This is a genomic window from Vibrio sp. 1159 (genome assembly GCF_033340395.1).
Taxonomy (GTDB): domain Bacteria; phylum Pseudomonadota; class Gammaproteobacteria; order Enterobacterales; family Vibrionaceae; genus Vibrio; species Vibrio alginolyticus.
Map to the genome: position 1 here is coordinate 61468 of NZ_JAWOWL010000012.1, position 20384 is coordinate 81851.

At 41.0% G+C, this 20384-nt stretch carries 19 protein-coding genes and 3 pseudogenes; 14 read left to right on the plus strand and 8 right to left on the minus strand.

What is annotated here, in order from left to right:
* Nucleotides 1-167 precede the first annotated feature (167 nt).
* The 10 genes and pseudogenes from R7127_RS11515 (at nt 168) to istB (ending at nt 9109) form a co-directional block, all read left to right on the plus strand.
* Nucleotides 168-1511: a glutamine synthetase family protein gene (locus R7127_RS11515; protein WP_017820915.1), complete on the plus strand. Its 1344-nt coding sequence runs from the start codon at nt 168-170 to the stop codon at nt 1509-1511.
* Between the two features lie 18 nt (nt 1512-1529).
* Entirely contained in the window at nt 1530-3005 is a 1476-nt protein-coding gene (locus R7127_RS11520) for a Na+/H+ antiporter NhaC family protein (protein WP_172563301.1), read from the plus strand.
* Between the two features lie 249 nt (nt 3006-3254).
* Nucleotides 3255-3938 carry a DUF4336 domain-containing protein gene (locus R7127_RS11525; RefSeq protein WP_033905192.1) on the plus strand — a complete coding sequence of 228 codons (684 nt, stop codon included), beginning with the start codon at nt 3255-3257 and terminating at the stop codon, nt 3936-3938.
* A gap of 416 nt (nt 3939-4354) precedes the next feature.
* Complete coding sequence (locus tag R7127_RS11530; RefSeq protein WP_005385757.1) at nt 4355-4822, plus strand: Sbal_3080 family lipoprotein; 468 nt, start codon at nt 4355-4357, stop codon at nt 4820-4822.
* A 64-nt stretch (nt 4823-4886) separates the two neighbouring features.
* Complete coding sequence (locus R7127_RS11535; RefSeq protein WP_005377819.1) at nt 4887-5219, plus strand: YnfA family protein; 333 nt, start codon at nt 4887-4889, stop codon at nt 5217-5219.
* Between the two features lie 141 nt (nt 5220-5360).
* Complete coding sequence (locus R7127_RS11540; protein ID WP_033905191.1) at nt 5361-5765, plus strand: DUF1801 domain-containing protein; 405 nt, start codon at nt 5361-5363, stop codon at nt 5763-5765.
* Nucleotides 5766-5918: 153 nt separating this feature from the next.
* On the plus strand, nt 5919-6299 hold the full coding sequence (locus R7127_RS11545) for a hypothetical protein (RefSeq protein ID WP_033905190.1): 381 nt from the start codon (nt 5919-5921) through the stop codon (nt 6297-6299).
* A 150-nt stretch (nt 6300-6449) separates the two neighbouring features.
* Nucleotides 6450-6653 (plus strand): annotated as a pseudogene (locus R7127_RS11550) (histone acetyltransferase); the annotation flags it as partial.
* A gap of 193 nt (nt 6654-6846) precedes the next feature.
* A pseudogene (gene istA, locus R7127_RS11555) lies at nt 6847-8358 on the plus strand (IS21 family transposase).
* Nucleotides 8359-8368: 10 nt separating this feature from the next.
* A complete protein-coding gene (istB, locus tag R7127_RS11560) occupies nt 8369-9109 on the plus strand; it encodes an IS21-like element helper ATPase IstB (RefSeq protein ID WP_033905189.1) in 741 nt (246 codons plus the stop codon).
* A gap of 392 nt (nt 9110-9501) precedes the next feature.
* Here istB and R7127_RS11565 read toward each other — a convergent pair whose 3' ends face one another.
* The 4 genes from R7127_RS11565 to R7127_RS11580 all read right to left on the minus strand — a co-directional run bounded on the left by R7127_RS11565 (nt 9502) and on the right by R7127_RS11580 (nt 12037).
* Nucleotides 9502-9891 carry a hypothetical protein gene (locus tag R7127_RS11565; protein ID WP_033905188.1) on the minus strand — a complete coding sequence of 130 codons (390 nt, stop codon included), beginning with the start codon at nt 9889-9891 and terminating at the stop codon, nt 9502-9504.
* Between the two features lie 165 nt (nt 9892-10056).
* Entirely contained in the window at nt 10057-10350 is a 294-nt protein-coding gene (locus tag R7127_RS11570; RefSeq protein WP_033905187.1) for a hypothetical protein, read from the minus strand.
* A 183-nt stretch (nt 10351-10533) separates the two neighbouring features.
* Nucleotides 10534-10767: a hypothetical protein gene (locus tag R7127_RS11575; protein ID WP_033905186.1), complete on the minus strand. Its 234-nt coding sequence runs from the start codon at nt 10765-10767 to the stop codon at nt 10534-10536.
* Between the two features lie 1000 nt (nt 10768-11767).
* Nucleotides 11768-12037 (minus strand): YegP family protein, encoded by a 270-nt coding sequence (locus tag R7127_RS11580; protein ID WP_225452469.1) that lies wholly within the window; start codon nt 12035-12037, stop codon nt 11768-11770.
* A gap of 652 nt (nt 12038-12689) precedes the next feature.
* Here R7127_RS11580 and R7127_RS11585 point away from each other — a divergent pair.
* The 4 genes and pseudogenes from R7127_RS11585 (at nt 12690) to R7127_RS11600 (ending at nt 16375) form a co-directional block, all read left to right on the plus strand.
* Nucleotides 12690-13019, plus strand: a complete 330-nt coding sequence (locus R7127_RS11585) for an AHH domain-containing protein (protein ID WP_081248153.1) — start codon at nt 12690-12692, stop codon at nt 13017-13019.
* Nucleotides 13019-13588 (plus strand): hypothetical protein, encoded by a 570-nt coding sequence (locus tag R7127_RS11590; RefSeq protein WP_033905183.1) that lies wholly within the window; start codon nt 13019-13021, stop codon nt 13586-13588. The genes R7127_RS11585 and R7127_RS11590 overlap by 1 nt, the downstream gene beginning before the upstream one ends.
* A 610-nt stretch (nt 13589-14198) precedes the next feature.
* The gene (locus R7127_RS11595; RefSeq protein ID WP_161781338.1) at nt 14199-14363 is read left to right on the plus strand and encodes a hypothetical protein; all 165 of its coding nucleotides are present in this window, start codon (nt 14199-14201) and stop codon (nt 14361-14363) included.
* Nucleotides 14364-15397: 1034 nt separating this feature from the next.
* Nucleotides 15398-16375: pseudogene (locus tag R7127_RS11600) on the plus strand (DDE-type integrase/transposase/recombinase).
* A gap of 304 nt (nt 16376-16679) precedes the next feature.
* On the opposite strand, the gene R7127_RS11605 reads toward R7127_RS11600, so the two are convergent.
* The 4 genes from R7127_RS11605 to R7127_RS11620 all read right to left on the minus strand — a co-directional run bounded on the left by R7127_RS11605 (nt 16680) and on the right by R7127_RS11620 (nt 20188).
* Complete coding sequence (locus R7127_RS11605) at nt 16680-16958, minus strand: hypothetical protein (RefSeq protein WP_262585002.1); 279 nt, start codon at nt 16956-16958, stop codon at nt 16680-16682.
* 837 nt (nt 16959-17795) lie between these two features.
* Nucleotides 17796-18023: a hypothetical protein gene (locus R7127_RS11610; RefSeq protein ID WP_033905180.1), complete on the minus strand. Its 228-nt coding sequence runs from the start codon at nt 18021-18023 to the stop codon at nt 17796-17798.
* Nucleotides 18024-19284: 1261 nt separating this feature from the next.
* A complete protein-coding gene (locus R7127_RS11615) occupies nt 19285-19593 on the minus strand; it encodes a hypothetical protein (RefSeq protein WP_033905178.1) in 309 nt (102 codons plus the stop codon).
* A gap of 151 nt (nt 19594-19744) precedes the next feature.
* Nucleotides 19745-20188 (minus strand): hypothetical protein, encoded by a 444-nt coding sequence (locus R7127_RS11620; protein WP_033905177.1) that lies wholly within the window; start codon nt 20186-20188, stop codon nt 19745-19747.
* Nucleotides 20189-20384 lie beyond the last annotated feature (196 nt).

Genomic DNA, 20384 nt, shown 5'->3' on the forward strand with positions numbered 1-20384 from the left:
TTAACAGAAAGACATAAAAACCAGCCGTTAAACATCAAAAACACAGTGTAAGTACATGTTTAAATTAAAAATAACCTAAAAAACAAACAGCTCGCTCAGAGTGCTGTAATTTATTTGTTAATTTGGTTATTTCTAATTTCTACTCGTCAGGCTATTTGGAGAAGAAAATGGAATCGTATCTACAGGAAGTACAAAATTTTAAACAAAAATGGCCCGATATTGAATTTATCGATCTCATCTTTACCGATATAAATGCCACCCCAAGAGGAAAACGCATCCCGATAGATGCTCTAGAAAAACTGAATAAAGGTGTTGCCCTCCCCCTTTCGACCATCACCCTAGATACCAAAGGTAACGTCGTTGAAACGGCCGGGTTGGGAGAAGATCTCGGAGAGCCAGATAATCTCTGCTATCCAATCAGCGGCACCTTAATGCCGACGGCAAAAGAACAAGTTGGTCAGCTACTGCTTAGTATGATGGATGAAACCGGGCAGCACCCTAACCCACTGTTCATCCGAAACATTCTCGCTTCTATATTGCAAACACTGCATGCTAAAGACCAATATCCTTGTGTCGCGCTCGAGCTGGAGTTCTATTTAATAGACAAAACCCGCGGCGAAAATGGCGAACCATTAACGGCAATTAACCCCACGAAAAAAACTCGAGAAAAAGATACCGAGGTTTACGACCTTGATGGACTAGATGACTACGCTGATTTCTTGGCCGACCTTAATCGAATTGCATTAGAACAAGGTTTAAACACTTCCGGAGCCCTATCTGAATCGGCACCAGGGCAGTTCGAAATCAACTTCAACCATTCTAAAGATGTACTTCGAGCATGTGATGAAATCATCATCGCAAAACGCTTGATTCGCCAAGTCGCTCATCAGCACGGATTTGACGCCACATTTATGGCGAAACCTTTTAGTGAGCAAGCGGGTAATGGCATGCACATTCACCTCAGCTTGGTTGATACAGATGGTAACAACCACTTTAGCCAGCCAGACGGTCAAGCGAGCGCCTTCTTCTATCAAACCATGGCAGCGATGCTGTCACAAACATCCGATGCCATGGCCCTAATCTGTCCTAACGTTAACTCTTACCGTCGCTTTGTTCCTGGCGCTTACGTCCCAACCAAAGCCGATTGGGGAGAAAACCACCGCGGTGTTGCGTTGCGTGTGCCTATCAGCGATAGCAAAAATCGCCGTATAGAGCATCGTATAGCAGGCGCTGACGTTAACCCATACATTCTCGCTGCAGTAGTACTTTCCGCAGTATTAGCGAGTGAAAGCTACACCAAAGATCAATGTCCACCGACTCTCAGTGATGATGCAATTGAGTTACCTCTGCGTATGTCAGAAGCTCTAGAGCGACTGGAGCACAGTGAGCTGGCTCAATACATCTCAAGAGACTTTATCGATTTGTATCTAGCTTGCAAACAGAGTGAACTCGCAGAATTTGAGCGAGCTATTACTCCATTGGAAATCGACTGGATGTTGCACTCGGCATAAACAAAGGAAATGAACTTTATGACTACGCAGACCAAGGCGCTGGATGCGCCTCTTAAAATCAACTCTCAACACATTATTGTTTCTTTAATCTCGGTTGCGACGTTTGTCTTTTTTACCACAATCGGTTTGAACCATGAGGAAGGCGAAGCCTACGGATGGATGAGTCTTTTACCAACGGCGTTGGTATTGGTCTTTGCGCTGACAACACACCGAACTGTGGAAGCCCTCTTTAGCGGCGCTATTACCGGTGTTCTTCTGCTTAACCCAACTGAAGCGGTAGAACAGATTGTTGATATTTCCATGAGTGTAATGATGGATGAAACTATTGCCTGGATCATCCTCGTTTGTGGTTTGATGGGCGGCCTAATTGCTATTTTGGAGAAAGGCGGCAGTATCTTAAGCTTCTCCGACATGTTGGTCACGAAAGTAAAAAGCCGTAAGCAATCGATGCTGATGACCTTTGCGTTAGGTATTCTGATCTTTATCGACGATTATTTGAATGCGATTGCAATTTCTTCCTCAATGAAAAAAGTTACGGACGGCTACCAAATCTCGCGTGAAAAGCTCTCATATCTTGTGGATTCAACCGCCGCGCCTATCTGTATCCTCGTACCGATTTCCACTTGGGCAATTTTCTTCAGTTCGTTGCTAGAAGCAAACGGAGTAGCAGAAGCGGGAGATGGTATCAAAGCATACATTGAAGCTATTCCATACATGGCTTACGGCTGGGTAACGCTGGTGATTGTTTTGCTGGTTGCAATGGAAAAGATCCCAGATCTAGGTGCGATGAAAAAGGCAGAAAAGCGTGCGAAGAATGGTCAAGTTCGTCCAGACGGTGCAACAGATGTCGACTTTGGTCCCGATGTATCTGCACATACCAACCCAACCATGGGCCTTGTCAACTTCTTGTTGCCGATGATCGTACTCGTTGCCGCAAGTTGGTACTTTGGTATCGATCTACTTGCTGGTGTTTTCGTCGCGCTAATCTTTACTATTAGCTTTTACGGCGCACAAAAACTGATCTCGATGAACGACATGTTCGAAGCTGTTTATGATGGCATTAAGGTTATGCTACTGCCGCTTGCGACCGTTATTGGTGGTTTCATGTTGAAATCGGTCAACGACTCATTGGGCGTCACGCAGTATGTCATTGAGACCGTCAGCCCTTACCTGTCAGCGTCTTACTTCCCGGCGATTATCTTTATGATTACGGGCGCGTTGGTATTTGCAACGGCATCGTCTTGGGGAACGTTTGCAGTAGCGATGCCAATTGTTCTACCTTTGGGCGAACAGCTTGGTGTGCCTCTACACTTAACCGTTGCAGCGCTGCTTTCAGCATCAGCGGCAGGGAGCCACTCTTGTTTCTTTAGTGACTCAACCGTGTTATCTGCACAAGGTTCGGGCTGTACAGCAATGCAACACGCAACCACACAGTTTCCTTATGCGTTGATTGGTATTGTTGCAACCGCGATTTTCTTCTTCATCATCGGTTAGCCCCTTTATCTAATTGCAAAACCCTGCTCAAAAATAGCGGGGTTTTGTTCTATCAAGTCAAATGATCCTCTTAAAACTACTTTACGCCCGTTCAGTATAAAAATACTCAAAGATATACAGCTGCACTCAATAAGGGTTTGGTAAACCTAATATTTTTGGTTTACGCTTAGCGAAGCGTTTATTGTGCAACAAGGCAGCTTTTGAGTAACTTAAATGCCGCCTTAATACAGTGTTAACGGTTGGAGAGACATGAAAAAGTTAGCCCATGAGATATGGATATTTGACGGAGATCCCGTCCAATTCTTAGGACTCCCATACACCACTCGTATGACTATTGTTAGGCTTTCTGATGGTGGCCTTTGGATTCATAGTCCAATTAAGTTATCAAATTCGATTAGAGAGCAAATCAACAATCTAGGCCAAGTGAAATACTTAATCGCTCCTAATCATTTACACCACTTGTTCTTATCTGAATGGGTATCTGCCTATCCTAGCGCAGAAGTTTATGGCACAGATGAAGTCATTAAGAAGTGCCGTGATATACACTTTCACGCTTCACTTAACCAAGGCGGTAATGCTTGGAACTCTGAGATTGAACAAGAACTATTTTCTGGCTCTCCATTAATGGAAGAGTGTGTGTTTTATCATCGACGTTCAAAGACCTTAATTGTTACTGACCTCGTCGAGAATTTTTCTGGCCAGAACTTTAACTACTGGCAGCGGTTTGTGGCTAAAGGGGCCGGTATTCTTGCTCCGAATGGAAAAATGCCTTTGGATTGGCGCCTAAGTTTTATGTTTAGCAAACAAGAGGCTCGAAAACACTTAAATAAATTGCTGTCTTGGAAACCTAATATATTGGTTATGGCTCACGGCGAAATCGTCCTTGATAATGCAGACGAGTTCTTACAGCGCTCTTTTAAGTGGCTAGTATGAGACAACATTGAAAACTCACACAACAGAATAGACAAGAAGCTATTTTAAAACATTAGGCCCTTTTAGCTTAGTCTTAGGGGGCAATTTACAGAACTACACGTTATGTTTAACGATAAGCTCCCCTATTCCTCTTAATTGAGCATTATGCAGCAATTTAAAATTCCGTTAGAATTGCACTTCAAAAACTTCAATGCGAAGAATTCTGAACATTGATACGGACATAAGTTCAAGAGTTAACATAACGCTATAGCAATCTCTTACTAATTATTTTGCTTCGAGACATTGGCATACTCCCGAAACAAACCCTTCGACTCTAAAGGTTTTGTTAATAACTGTTGCCATGCTTGTTAGTTATTCTCGTTGAACTCAGTATCTTGAAGTTGTTTGAATATATAAATTTAAAAAAGAGACATAAGATGCACAAAAAACTCATCATTCTAAGCTTGCCTATTCTATTAGCCGCATGTGCGGCACCAAAGTATACGGTAGAAACAATCTCGAAAGAAAATCAGAGCAAGGAAATCACCATCGTAAAAGACAACGCCACGCGAGATGTTTTCTTAGATTCGATGCAAGACTGGTGTTTGGATACCGCCCATAAATGCACAGTCGTAAGCGACGGCACGCCTCCTGTTAGCTCTGAGCTAACACTTACTTACGTATCACGCTGGAGCTGGGATTTTAGAACATTTATCGCTGATGCTCAGATCAAAGCCTACAAAAATAACGAAAAAGTAGGACAAGTTGAATTTAAAGCACCAAACAGCGCGAATCCAGATAAATGGGGTAAAGACAACAAACGAATCATTTCGATGATGGATTTGTTATTCGGTAAACAAACCGTGAGTGAGGCTCAATCCAAGATTAAGCTGGGCGAAATGTAATGAGTCGAACAATTGCCCATTTAACAAGCATCATATATTTGTAGAGAAAGATAGGAATGTTTAAGTGACTGAAGTCAAAACCATTGGGCTTTTCTTTATAACCGCCATTGCAGAAATATTAGGCTGCTACTTACCTTATCTCTGGTTAAAGGAAGATAAGTCAGTTTGGCTTTTGGTACCAGCAGCGCTATGCCTTGCTATGTTTGCTTGGCTTCTATCTTTACATCCTACCGCAACTGGCAGAGTTTATGCCGCTTACGGTGGTGTCTATATTTTTGTCGCAATTCTATGGTTGTGGTGTATCGACGGCGTTCGACCAACGCTCTGGGACATAGTGGGGGTTTCTGTCGCTATGCTTGGCATGTCAATCATCATGTTTTCACCCAGAGCATCCTAAACGTAACCGAGGGAAACCCTTACGCTTAGTATTTTGGCTATGTGCTAGATTTATTGATTAATAACATTATGACGTAATTGCTACATAGCCAAAGTATGCTTGGGCTTCACCCCAAAACAGCGCTATTTATAGGAGATACCAATGAACCATGCAGTGAAGGCAAGATTTGATGAGCATCCAAAACATGTGCGTATTCGGATAGAAGAGCTACGAAATATCGTCTTAACTATCGCTTCTGAATTAAAACTGGGGGAAGTTGAAGAATCTCTAAAATGGGGAGAGCCAAGCTACAGTGTGAAAACAGGTAGCCCGGTAAGGATGGATTGGAAACAGAAAACGCCTAGTCGTTATTATCTGTTCTTTAATTGCCAAACTAAGCTCGTCGACACATTCCGCGAACTGTATAGTGACTCACTTGAGTTTCAGGGTAATCGAGCAATAATTCTATCTTTATCAGCACCTTTGCCAGAAGCTTCAATCAAGACCTGTTTAGAATTAGCATTAACCTATCAAAAGCGAAAGAACTTACCTCTTTTAGGTATGTAAAATCGCTTAATAAAACTATTTACGGCCGATTAACCATATTCAACTACTCTACCTTTGTATCCTTTTTAATGCTTCCGCAGTAAAGTTTTAGATTAAGTGGTCACGTTAATAGCGCCGTAACCAAACTAGTAATATCGAAATAAAGAAGAGTTTATGAAATCAAAAATCTTGTTCTTACTTATGCTTGGAGCTCATTTCAATGCTTTTTCAGCGACGAACTATCAAGTCAATGTGGTAGTAACAGAGCCTCAATCAACATTCATTTTTCCGACTTTTGAAATATCCTCTAAAGGAAAAAGCAAAACCAGTTTTGTCGACGGCTGCACGTACTTAGGAACCCTTTCAGAACCGAGCAAAAATAGCATACAGCTTGAAGCTACCATGTCATGCAACCGAGATGGCGCTACGTCAAGGATGGAAATGCCGGTATTTGTACTCAACTCCGAGGGTCAAAGCGCGAGTTATGATCTTGTAGAAAACGGGATCGTGATGTGGAAATATTCTGTAGAAGTTAAGCCGTCACTTAAAAAGTGATATATCAGAAATACTAAAGTAACAATCAGCACTATTAACCGCCGTTTAAGTGTAATAGGTATATTCTTTACGACTTAATGACGTTACTTGTTGCCGCAAGTCTCCAACTCATGTACAAAACAGCCCTAATTTTAATAGGAGCTAAGTGGCATGAATTTAATTGTACGTCAGGTAACTTTAGGTGATGCTGAAGGCATTACAAACGTCCTCAATCCCATCATTATTGAAGGTTTATACACTGTATTAGATACGCCTTTCACACCTGAAGAAAAAAAAGAGTTCATTACTCATTTCCCAGAACGGGGCGTGTTTACAGTCGCTTTATCCGAAAATAGCTCACAAGTTGCATATTTCGGAACATTCCGATCAGTCATTTCGGGATTATCCGATCACTTTTAACCTAACTCCGAAATTGGTGATCGGAATAGCGAAAACCGCGATCGGAAAGCCCGAACTCCTACCTTTCCTCTTTTAGAACAATAGCTCGCTATTCTTTACTTCTTAAACAAGTAAGTAAGGAAGCGACAATGGCAAAAAGAGGAATCCAATGAACAAAATAAGAGAGGTATTACGCCTTAAGTACGACTGCAGTCTTTCAAATCGCAGCATCGCTTCTTGCCTTAAACTCGGCCCTTCCACCATATCGGAACTCCTTACTCGCTTTAAACAAAGCCAACTTGGTTGGCCTCTACCTGAAAGTTGTAGCGATGCTGATCTCACTCAAGCTCTGTATCACGGCAACAAAGCCAGTCGCGATAAAGTCATGCCAGACTCCATTCAATACGCAGTCGAACTCAGACGTAAAGGTATGACGAAGATGTTGTTGTGGCAGGAACATCATGAGCAATATCAAGAGCAAGCTTACGCTTACACTCAGTTCTGCGAGCACTTCACTCGTTGGTTCAAAACCTAAAAGCGCAGCATGCGTCAGCTCCATGTGGCAGGTGACAAGCTGTTTATCGATTACTGTGGGCTTCGGCTTCAGGTAGTCAATCCTGACACAGGCGAAGTACGAGAAGCAGAAGTGTTCGTGGCGACCTTGGGCGCGTCCAATTACACCTATGTTGAAGCCTTCTCAAGCCAAGGTAAGTCATACAGGTTAGAGGCGCGCCAATGCGTTAGAGCACCTCGGCGGCGTACCACAACACTTGGTTCCCGATAATCTGCGTAGCGCGGTCACCAAAGCTAACCAATATGAGCCAAGGCTTAACGAGAGTTATCAGAAACTGGCGAATCACTATCAAACTGCCGTAATGCCAGCTCGTCCCTGCAAACCAAAAGGCAAAGCGAAGGCCGAGAATGCCGAACTCTTAGTAGAGCGCTGGATCATGGTGCGGCTACGACACAAACCTTCCATACCTTCAAGGAACTGAATCTCGCCATCCGTCAGCTTATGAACGACTTAAACCAACGTGAGATGAAACAGTATGGTGCAAGTCGTAAAGCGTTGTTCGACAAACTCGATAAGCCTCCGTTCCCCCTCCCCAAAAAAATACAGCGTTACCTGTATACCTAAACCAAACGAGCCAAAGTCGGGCCTGATTATCACATCGAATATCGCCGCCACCACTACTCGTGCCACATCAACTTGTAGGTCACCATGTCGAACTGGAAGCCTACAACCGTCTCGTGCAGATCTACCATCAAGGTAACTTGGTCGCCCAGCATCCACTCAGCCAAAGAGAGCGCGGAAACAGCACCCAACCAGAGCACATGCCGAGTAATCATCAACATCAGAAGTGGTCGCTTGGACGCCTGCTCAACTAAGGGAGCCAATATCGGCCCAGCTATGCGAGAAGCCGTTAATAAGATGCTCAACTCCAAGCCTCATCCAGAGCAGTCGTATCGCTCCTGCCTTGAGCTGCTCAATCTGAACAAAGCGCATGGCGAATCGCGCTTAAAGCAAGCCTGTAACGATGCGCTGATGCTGACAAAACCGAACTACACCTTCATCAGCAATCTACTGAAAAATAATCGAGAAGGGCAACTAAGCAAAGACAAGGCGAGCACGCCGAACCTAGTTCATAGCAATGTCCGTGGCCCGAACTGTTATCACTAGGAGAAAAGACATGAACTCACTGAACGACCAAACCAAAACTCTCCGCCTGAGCCATGCTGTAAAATCGTTAGAGCAGCAACAGGAACAACTAAGCACCTACGCAGAGTTGGACTTCGAGGAAAGAATAAGCCTGCTTCTGGAAAGTGAAATCTTGAATCGTACTCAGACCAAAATCCAACGTCTAAAGCGACAAGCCAAGCTGAGAGTAGATGCGAAGCCAAGCCAACTCATCTACAAAGAAGGACGAAATCTCAATCGTCAACAGATAAGCGAACTTATGACGGGTAGTTATCTTTACAAGCATCAGAACATCTTGATCACAGGCCCAACAGGCGCAGGCAAAACCTATCTTGGCTGCGCACTGGCAACCAGTGCCTTCGACCAACAACAAACCGTCAGGTACTACCGATTAATTCGCTTGCTTGATGCTCTGACCGCAGAACGTCTAGATGGCAGCTATCAAAAACAACTCCAATCGAAGGCTAAGAAAGCCTTACTGATCCTTGACGACTGGGGGATGGAAAAACTGACTCAAGAGCATGCAGGCCATCTTCTGGAAGTATTCGAAGATCATTACCAAAACAGCAGCACAATCGTCATTATTCAGTTACCTGTAAAAGAGTGGTACAACATGATCGGCAACGCAACCGTCGCAGACGCTCTCATGGATCGGCTGGTACATAATAGTCATCGAACAGAACTAGGAGGTGAGTCGATGAGAAAACTGGCGCAATCCGATCACTTAGAGTAAAAATAGGAAGAGAGAAAAACGGCAGGATCAGGTGATCGGAATAAAACGAAACAAGCGATCGCAATCACCGAAATACGCAAAACACTCGCAAATTTAGAATTTTGGCATGAAGGCTTGGAGTCCATTACCTAATGATTTAGCAAAACTAAGAGGAACTAATGCATATAAAACAAAGCGATAAGCTACAGAGAAGGAGCCTTTGACGCAAGGAATTAGAAGCAAAATTCACCCTGCGTATAACGCCGCATTAAGTGGTGAGCAACTCACCGCCTAACCCGAAATATAGTGCCATAAACACCGCACTAAAACTTTGAACTGAAACTGCCGAGCGTTGGGAATCCCTCTTAAATGCTTTGTTAGCTTTCGTACTCTACGACGTCAGCATTTTTTAGTTAATATTTTTGTAACAAAACCAGTGCCCTTTCAGAAACTAAGGGTAGCCCAGTATCTGTCACGCTAAAATCGTCTTTATCTATGGTTCCAGAGACTTGGAACCACGAAAAACGAGGTAACGTACACTCTGGATACAGTTCTTCAAATATGTCAGAAATAGATATTTCAGCCACTTCCAGATTGTATCCTGACAACTGCGATGAGCGTAAGGCCATGGCTAAACGCTCAGAGACTAAAAAGCATGGAAATGAAGTCAATAAATCATCACCTAACCAACCATCAAACTGAAAATGTAGCTTTTCTATTGTCGGTGGATGCAAATCGAAATTTGCCAGCGTATTTTCACCCAAGCTTCCAGGAACTTCTGGTTCGATCAAATATTGGTTCATTTCATTCTCCCAAAGAAAGCTAACGCCCTGTGAAGGTGTGAGCAACGCAATACGAAAGCCGCCGCACACCACTCTAATCCCTAAAACCAACGCATAATGAAAATGCCACGCGTTGCGAATCCCTCTTGAATAGTTTGTTATTGCACTGAGCTAACGGCTACGCTGTCAGCGCCCATTTGATAGCCAAAATTCATACCGTTCTTTTGCCCTTTCAGATACACGCAACACTGTGCCCTCAATCCACTTAGGAGCATGTCTTCGATTCAAAATGGAAATATTTAGCTTATCCCCAGATTCTGATGTGCAATCATCGCAACCTAATCCATATTGATTGCGTAACCATCTTTTACCTTGAAAATAATAAGAGCGACCGTTTCGAGTCAGTTTGACGATATCAATCAAAACAGTACCACTTTCCAACTCAATATATGCTAACAGCTCTCTTTGTTTATGCTTCATTTTTCCTCTGGGCAATAATGCCTTGCTAAGGGGTGAGCAACGCAATACCGAAGCCGCCGCATACCACCTTAAACACTAAAACCAACGCATAGTGAAAATGCAGCGCGTTGCGAATCCGTCTTAAAGCGTTTGTTAGCATTCAGCACCAAGTTATACTATAAATTTTCTACGTTATATAGGTAGCTAACCTTCTACTGTCTTTTTACCGCACTTTTCACAAACTAGGTGGCGTTCAAACTCATCCATAGAGGCAACAAATGCTCCAAGAGCCCAGCCTTTAATCGCGCCTGCTATAAATTCCTTAAATTTCTGATTTTTGGCACCTTTAAAAGCACTCGGCTTTCTGACCAAGACAACTACGTGATGAGTATCCGTACCGCAATCTGAACAGTAACGAACTTCTGTTTTGTGAGACATTCTTTTTCTCCATGAATGCTAACGCCTTGCTAAAGTGTGAGTAACGCAATAATAAGCTACCGCACAGCGCCTTAATCACCATAAGCCACCGTAAAGTAAAAATGCCACACGTTACGAATCACTCTTAAGCAATTTGTTCGTACATGCGCCACTTCTATTTATACGCTCAAAAATATTGAAAAGTGGCATAATATGAAAGAATTTGAACACTGAAGTGAGACGGGCAGCTACAAAACTTCAACTCGATTAATGGACGAGAGTTGACTAGAAGAAAAATGCACTGAACTGCCCTACTTTCACTGGCTTCAAATTAGAAAAGGATTCATTCATCGCACTTTTATGGCAACACCCGAAAAACGACAAGATTAACTTAGGAAGTACAGCGAAAACGAAGAAGCTCCAAAGAAGTAGGCTAATAGTTAGAAACCGTAAACGATGAAATCGAAGCGAACAATCCATATATAGTGCCACCGGAAAGAACATGAAAGACACAAACTGAAAGGTGTAAAAACGAGCGCCAACACAGATAAATACCAAAACTTATGACCTTCGACGCCAAACCCGCACTAATGCCGCATTAAGGTGTGAGCAGCGTCACCACCACACTAACTTATACGCCTTAAATACAAAACCCAACGATGACATAAAAATGCCACGCGTTGGAAATCACTCTTAAATACCTTGTTAGTTTTTTGTTTCTAGAGTGTGCTTATTTTCCAAGTCGTCTAACCTGTTTTTAAGTTTCTCTAACTTTCGAGAATAAATAAAGAAACCGATTTGAGAACATACTACGGCCACATAGAACAGGTTATCTCTATGTTGAGCTGGAGCATCATTCCACAACCATATAGCGAAGACAGTGACAAGCACATAAGAAATAATATTTGAAATCATTGATGAAGCCCCGAAACTAATCGCACACTTCGATTTTCTAACTCTGTATTTACTTTTTTTAATTCAGACTTATTAAACGCAACAGCTCCCAAAATGACAAACATAGCTAAACCACCTCTGCCAAGTTTACCTCTAGCTTTAGATTCCTTGGATAGTTACCAGCTTTTAGGTTGAACATGTATTTGCCAGCCGCTGTTTCTTTCCTTTCATATTTTGAATCGTCAGGCGCCTTCTTTTTCACTGAGTCAATGCCATTCTCACAACTTGGTTTTGTTGTGTAGCTCTCACTAGCTAAGATATTTTGTCCATTTCCTGCTTTTAAACGAAAGCGATATTCTCCCGCTGTATCTTTATAAAGTTCAAATTTTCCAGACATAGACGCCCCACAATATTATTGACAAATCAAACATTAAAGATATATGCATGTCAGATCATACAAAATATAATCAATTTTTCAAAATTTTCAATTATGTTGAATAAGTAATACACACTAGCTTCTGTAGGTGTGTTCTCAAAGAACTTAATGCACTCACAAGTAGCTGCCATCTATAGAGTTATAAACAACCAAGGACATTTTTGAGAGCTAATTACAATATCAACTAATTAGCGTTGAAGCTATCTGTAGTTGTGCATATGATAGACGCACAATCGGAAATGGAGATTATGTTGTGCAACCTAGAGGCAAATCACTTTCTGTACCACTACGTCCCAAAATCCAATGGCACTTGAACTAGCTGTACACCGATATGAGGTTTCAACTATTAAACTTTATAATCAAACTTGGATGAGACAACCCTAAATCTTTCAAAGATTCTCAAGAAGATTTGAAACACCTCAAAACCTTGAGACGTAGCTTAAATGCACGGTATCATTACAAAATAACTTACAGAATATCAAGAGCGAAGCGCAGTGACTTCGCCAGACGATTTAATGGATGAACCTCATCACCTTACCCGTGTTTTGGCAAGATACCTACCCAGTATCGGTGACACCAAGCAAACTAAACGACATGAAGCCACCATATTATTATGGGAACTGGGCATTTCCGAAAAATGGAAATGATCTTTGTAACACGCAACCTTCATACGCTTGGTCTTGGAATCAATGACCCATCCAATGGTGTTTGGTTACCTAGAAATGTGAAAAACAAAGGATATTGGAGTTCTCCAGATGCTGAAGCATATAAGAAAGTTCATCGCTATGACTATGAAGCATGGGTAGTTACAAATTTAAGCAATAACTCTCTTAAAAAAGATGTGTTCATTAACCGTCTTCGTAATATCAAAATTAAATTAAAAACTTCTACTTACCCCGAAGGTATGATTTCTAGCAAAAACCCGAACTGGAATGATGAATAATGAACGTCTACCAATTGAAAGAGGCGCCGCATGATTACAAGGCTTTGCAATTAGGTCCAACGGAACTCTTCGGTGCCATAGGCAAACAACATCTAATTACCATACACCGCCAGCGCTCTCAGAACACGTCATTACTAGATATTTGGAAAAATGTATCCGGCTCATTCGATGACGTTTTAGGAACTAACGCTGACATCCCTGATGTGTCGCTGTGGTCTATGACATACCTAGTACTGTCCCATCGTGCTTACGAAATATTAAAACCCACCTTAGAAAATGAAGGTGAGTTTCTATTGGTAACTGTCGGAGAGGAACAAGTTTATGTCTTTAACTGCCTCTCCTTTGGCCAAGAAGACGAATCTGTTTGCGTGAAGAAATATCTTGATGGCATCGAAGATGGTTACGAAATACTTTATTTCGAAGAATCGGATATCGAGAAGCGATATCTATTTAAATCACGACTTGAAGGTTGTCAAAGACTGTATGCCACTGAATCTTTTAAACACTTATGTGACCACTATGACTTGCGTGGGCTTCGGTTTGAAGAAGAGCTGCTAAGAGTGTTTTAGCCAACTTAAATTTCAAGTAGCAGCTATGAAATGTATTAAATTATTCAAGAGTAACAATGAGGAAACCGTGATTGGATAAAATAGAATGAACAAACGAGTACATTGCACTAGTTAGCGAACAATTTAAACTGTGGGCTAACTTCCTCAATACAGGTTCGGGGTGTTAACTTTTACTCTGGCAATAACGTATATGGGAACATCTTCACCGTCGGTAAATCGGGTTCTTTCTTTACTCGTTATTTTCTTTGTAAGGATTAGTGGCTCCCAGTATTTACCTCATAAAACTTGGCAGTTAAGAGTTAAAGCAAAATCAGACGAGAAGACAAAGTTAATACTACTAGGCCTAGAGCAAAAATACTTTAATTTTATAACAAACTTCACCATGTATCCTATGTTTATGTTTGGTTTGCTATTTCTCATAGCTGTTTCTTTGAGTACATCAATAGCAAAGTATTTTCCTTGGTGGTAAACATACGTCGGCTTTTATAAAATCCCTTAAGAATGACTCAAACGCTTGGCATTTTCAATTAAATAGCGACCTTCGTGGTTAAAGTTAATTATTAAAATTATCACAAAGTAATATTCCATTATAGTCTTAAAAGGGAATTATATGAAGTTAGTTGACAGCGCGGGAGCTACTGCTTTAATTACTGAATGTTTATACTGTGCTAGCACAGAATTTAAACATGGATATTTTAGAACCTTAGGTCTTGATGGCGATTTATTAGAGCGAAGCTTCCAAGAAATTATTTATGAGGTTTTATATAAATCTTAAATAATATTGTAGATTTTTAGCTTCTTTCGTTTGGATGCGTGTTTGTATATTCATTTTTTAGAATATCAATCAGTACAAATATACGTAAAATTTTTAGCCAGAAAAGTAGCCAGGTCAAAAGCACTTTAGGTTAAATACTAAAAATCCAACGAAAATAGAAGATAAATATCTATCATATTTAAAGGTATCTTGAGGATTGCTTTTAGCAAAATTCATTTTTATTGTCATATATCCAATCATGAAAAACAAGGCGTCACTAGAGAAAATGATGTGATAGCAGTTATAAAAAGCAATGGAAATGACAAAGTCACATTCCGGACTAAAGAGTATGAGACTAGTATGATATTTTTATACTGTGGTTCTCGAAATTGTGCAGGGTATGATCCAGAAGGGAGTCAAATTATCTATGTACCCCAAACACAAATGACGACGAAAAACCCAAGAATATACCAAAGATGTTGATTATTCTATCTACAACTAGCTTTCTGATTACTACTCAATCCGATGAAGAACTAGTAGTGGTTACGGACTGGCTTCAGCGTAATTCACGTCGCCGAAAAATGACGAGCACCCTCTAAAATATCAACAATTGGAAGATATACTAATTAATTATGTGTTTGAGCCAGGAGATTGCAAGGGCAAAAAAGATGACGATAAACAGTATATTAAGAAACTCCGCAAGAAACTGAAGTTAACACATGAGAATGGGGTTGATTCATTTAATTACTTATAGTGTCGACCGAGACAAAATAAATCATTTTATGTCAATGCGTACTAAAGTGATGCGTGAGTTAGCTAAGAATTTAATTTATCGGTCAGCCATAGGGGAGGATTTTCAACCTCAAATACAAGATATTACGAAGTGACTAGAGTTAACTTTCAAAGCTTGGCCCTATCATGTTTTAAAGGATGTCTCTAATTTAAACCTCTACAACCAAGACGCTATCCGTACACAAACCAGCCCCTTCAGATTTTAGAGTCTTTATCCTAAACTGTGTGATTCATAGACATTCTTTCAACTATGCTGGGTGTCTATGGACAGAGAAATCCAACAAAGACTACGGTGGGTAAAAATGTATGAGGAATGTGGTTATGCAGGCCTGGTATGTCGACGCTGTAGTATTTCCAGACCAACATTACATAAGTGGGCTAGGCGATAGAAGCAGTATGGAATCGCTGGTCTGGAAAGCCAGAGCAGACGCCCTCATTCATCTCCAGTTGCCAAGCTCTATGATGAGCTAAGAGCATTGATCGTTACGATGCGTGAGAAAGGCAATTTAGGGGCGCGGCGTATACAAACGAAAGTAATCCGACTTCACCAAATACATCTAAGCACAGCGACACTCCATAAAGTTTTATACGAAGCACCAGTCAAACTCATCGTAACTTACCGACGAAAAAAAGATTTCCAAAGATATGAGCGCCCAATTCCTGGTGATAGAGTCCACATGAACACCTGTAAAATAGCGCCTGGAATTTACCATTATACAGCTATTGATGACTGCTCTCGCTATCGGGTTCTAAGGTGCTGCTCTCGGCGCACAGCAGCAAATACAGTTGACTTTATCGATTGTGTCGTGGAAGAGATACCATTTCCTATCCAGCGTATTCAGACGGACAGAGAGCGTGAATTCTTTGCTGAGAAAGTCCAGAAACAACTCATGATTTATGGGATCAAGTTTCGCCCAAATAACCCTGGTTCACCTCACTTGAATGGTAAAATGGAACTCTCGCAGAAAACAGATAAAAGTGAGTTCTATCCGACCATAGATGTCTATGTGGGGTTGGAAGAACTGGACCTGCTGCTAGCTGAATGGCAACACTACTACACCTAGGAACGGCCCCACAGCTCGTTAAATGGGCTAACCTCGGATAGACAGGATTACTAAGATTCTGATCAAACCCTTTTGTCTGAAGAGGTATCTCAGAACTACGAGATCAAGAAAGAGAGGTATCAAGAGCAGAATTACAAGCTCGATCTTCAGCTAAGAAAAGTGAAACCATCTCTATGAATCACACATTTAAGCTTAGAAACATGATTTTGATTGCTAGCTTTTTCTGGCGACTAACGCCCTGTTAAGGGGTGAGCAACGCAATACTGATGCCACCTTAAACACCGAAACCAACACACAGTGAAAATGCCACGCGTTGGGAATCACTCTTAAATGCTTTGTTATGTATAGCGGCTAGAGAGACCAATTGTAGCTTTTGAAAAACACATCATCTATAGGAAGAACCGGGCACAACAATGCCCCTTCAAGCGGCTTACTGACCGCGATTACTTTTGAAACCTCATCAATCATTACACCAACAGATTCAAGAGAACAGTTCTGTTCGACACTCACCCCCCCATTTTTCAGCTTGATTAGAAGATATAGGTTGGCCTAGAAGAATGGCTACTTTGTTACCTTTTACACTGAGTGTCTGTAAATCACCTTGAGCATTAACTGCCCAATTACATTGAGAAGTTAGTTTTGTTTCAAAAATGGTAGACTCTTCAAACAAAGTACAAGATGATCCATTGTTAACTGACAGATTAAATGCTAAGGAAGAAAAACTAACAAACGATAAAAGTAGCGTAGTTGTTTGTTTCACTGTTTTATCTCCCAAAACCAAACTTCATCACCAAGATTAATCCAATCAGGGGCGCCTCCCTTCATATGCTCGCCATCCCAAACGTCAATGTGATCGGTACTACCCCACCCATTCCTGATAAAGATAATCCCTCTCCGACCCATTAATGATTTTCTCTTTGCTCTTTAATAAGCTCTTTATTTCCAAATATATTAGGCTTAACAGAGATCCAATTTGCTAACTCTTGGGCTGCTAAAATGTGTCTAGGACTATGTTTAAAGCCAGGGTAGCAGCGCCTATTAGGATATTTTTGGTCAAAACTTGAAGTGTCGATACCTGTTTCCTCCAGAGCAACCCGTACGAATAGCACACTGATTAGGAAAATGAGCCCTATCACAAGGAGATTTTGGGTATGGATGGTTTTTCCACAACTTGACAAATTGAATTACTGACACTGTACGTACCTCACTGAAACAAAAAGCACTCTAACACACTCAAAAATAGCAGTTACTCTAAGTGTCGCACTTCAAACTTGATACTAAGAACTCGAAGCAAACATCAAAGGGTAGATAGTAGTTCATAGGCCCTTTAAGAGTGCACGAATTATTCGATCGCGAAATATACGTAAGATAAACCATGTTATCGCTATCGTCGCTGATACCACAGCCAAACTGTCTACAGCCATCACGATGTAGAATAAGCAGCCGACAATAACACCAATCAACATCGCTACGTTGAATGGAAAAGCGTTGAATTTAACTATACCGGATGAGCCCTCTCTTAGCTCTGTCTTTAGTCCTTGCAAGTAAAAGAAGAGTAAAGTGCACCCACCGAAAAGACCCAATATTGCTATAATCATTATAACTCCGAAGGATTGATTAGACCTCTGAGGATCAGCTCTTTTCTGGCATCTTTCATGCCTTTGGTTTGCATTGCATTAAAACCAATAATCATTATCACAAAAGCGCCAAGCATTCGCCCTGACTCACCTACAAGTTGCTTTCTTAATCCCAATTTTTTCGCTGTCTCTAACACCTTATTCGAACTAACGATACTCGTTAGACCTTTGGTCACTGTTGTTTTCATTCCTTCATTAAAAACAGAATATACGCCAGCGGGTAACACTCCGACTGAAATCGTTGGAACATCAAGCCAGGGCTACTGAGTAAGTCAGAGATTTTCTTGTTTGAATTATAATAACTTTTTAACTCAGAATCACTTAGTGACCAGCAGAACCAGTATGGATTTGCGCCGATTTGGCCTATCATTCCATAGAGTTTAGACTTCAAGCGATTGTTTTTTAAATTCAACACACTACTCGTTACTATTCTTTGGTCGGGCTTCGATAAATGTCTGTACAACACAATACCAGATAAAAGGCTTAACGATTGATTTTCACGATGTAAATCATTTTTATATGGTTCTAGACCCATGAGAACAATGAAAAACTTTAACGGATCTTGATTGTGTTGCCGATGGGTGTATCTGGAAGATGTGACGCTTAAAGAGTCCATGCCTAAAAGTCCTTAGGTAATTTCAATACACAAATCATTACATAATATTAAGTAGGCGTTTCGTTTGTAAAATGTCATTTACTTCTAATGTATTGATATATAGAACTATATTAAAAGTGAGATCTGGTAGGGGTATCCACTTTTAGGTTACAAAAGCTGATGCAAACTTGTAAAGTTGCATCGTTGATTGTAACTTGGTGAAACTTATTTTGAGGCAAAGGTGAGTCTGCCGTGGTCGACATCTGACACGCCTTTGCACAGTTCAGAGTTGCGTTTTTCTAATTTAGTAGAGCATGAATTAACTGATGTATGGCAACTCGCTTATTTGAGCTCCCAGTATCATTGGAACAGAGCACACCGAATACAAACCCATATTGCTCAGTGCTTAATCATTAATAAATTCAATAACTTTACAAGATGATGAAGCATAAAAGGCTAGAGGGTAGCTCCTTCATCAAGAAACCGAATATACGGACGCAACAACTAAAGAGTTGCTTTGAGTTGGAAAGCAACAGGTAAGGGTTTCTTACTTATTGCCAGCAGGAAATGAGGCAAATTAACGAATTTGAACTCCACTTTAAAAAACTTGGGCGCTATCTTAAATCCTGAGATTAATTCCACAAACTTGAATTACTCCTCTTGAGCACATTTTGATCTTAGAGGCTATTCGGTGAAGATCCGAAACAAAAACAAGCACAAACAGTGATTTAAATCACAATTAGGAGTTATTTTCGCAGTTCCTCTCAATGTTTCCCTAGAGGGTAACACCAAGATAATATTACATATAAAACAATGCCTTGTAATGAAATCGAGAATCCATCTTGAACAGTTTGTTAGCTGAAAGTTTCACCGAGTGCATCTATCCATTGCTCTGGCTTCGCTACAATAAACTCGTAACACGTGTTGTTGGCTAGCTTTATGCGAAATGCATTCGTGTTGGTTGGAGTTACACCACCACCTTTGCCCAAGTACTTAGCTACGGCAGCAATGCCTTGGCGCTTTAATTGATATGGACCAAAACCCAACTTTTCGTTGTACGGAATAAAAATTAAATCCGGCTTCGTTAGTTCTAATTTCCCATCTGCTTTAGTCGCACCGAATTGAGTTGTAGCTGTTGAAGACTTAATTACTTTATCAGACATAACGTACCCTCTTCCTTGATTTACTTTTGTCTGCTAACGCCCAATTAAGGGGGTGAGTAACGCAAAACCGATGCACCGCAAAGCACCTTAATCACTCAAATTAACGCATAGTAAAAATGCCAAGCGTTGGAAATCACTCTTAAACAGTTTGTTAGCTATCTATCAAATTGATACAGTTTTGAATGATGATTGCACTATCAGCTTTACTTTGAGTTTGCATCGCGCATTGTGCCATAGAGCTATAGCCACTACTCTTACGTACTTCATGATTCAAATTATCTAGCGCAAGACGAAGAGTTGAAAGATTAAACACTCCGTTATTAACCAAATATTTTACTGTCTCAGGATAAAAACTGGCCATTTCTAAAAATTCAGCTTGCTCATTCACATCATTAAATATATTTTCCCGTTTTAGACACTTTTTGGATAATTTCATGGACAAGATACTGCGCTCTTGTTCGTTGAAAACTTTTCTTTGCATCAAAATAAGAGTCATCGCCAATGCTGCGTCAACATCGTAATGATCGTTTTGGCCGCCAACCATTTTTAAGCACTCTTCAAAGCTTTGAATCAAGTCAGGTAAGATTCCATTCATGTTATTCCTCCAATTTACATTAGGCAATATCTGGCATTACAGCTAACACCCTGTTAAGGTGTGAGCAACGCAATGCCGAAGCTGACGCATACCACCTTAATAACTTAAATCGACGCATAGTAAAAATGCCACGTGTGCAAAATCCCTCTTAAACGCTTTGTTAGCGCGCTATTAAGTTAAACAAGAAATTCTTTGG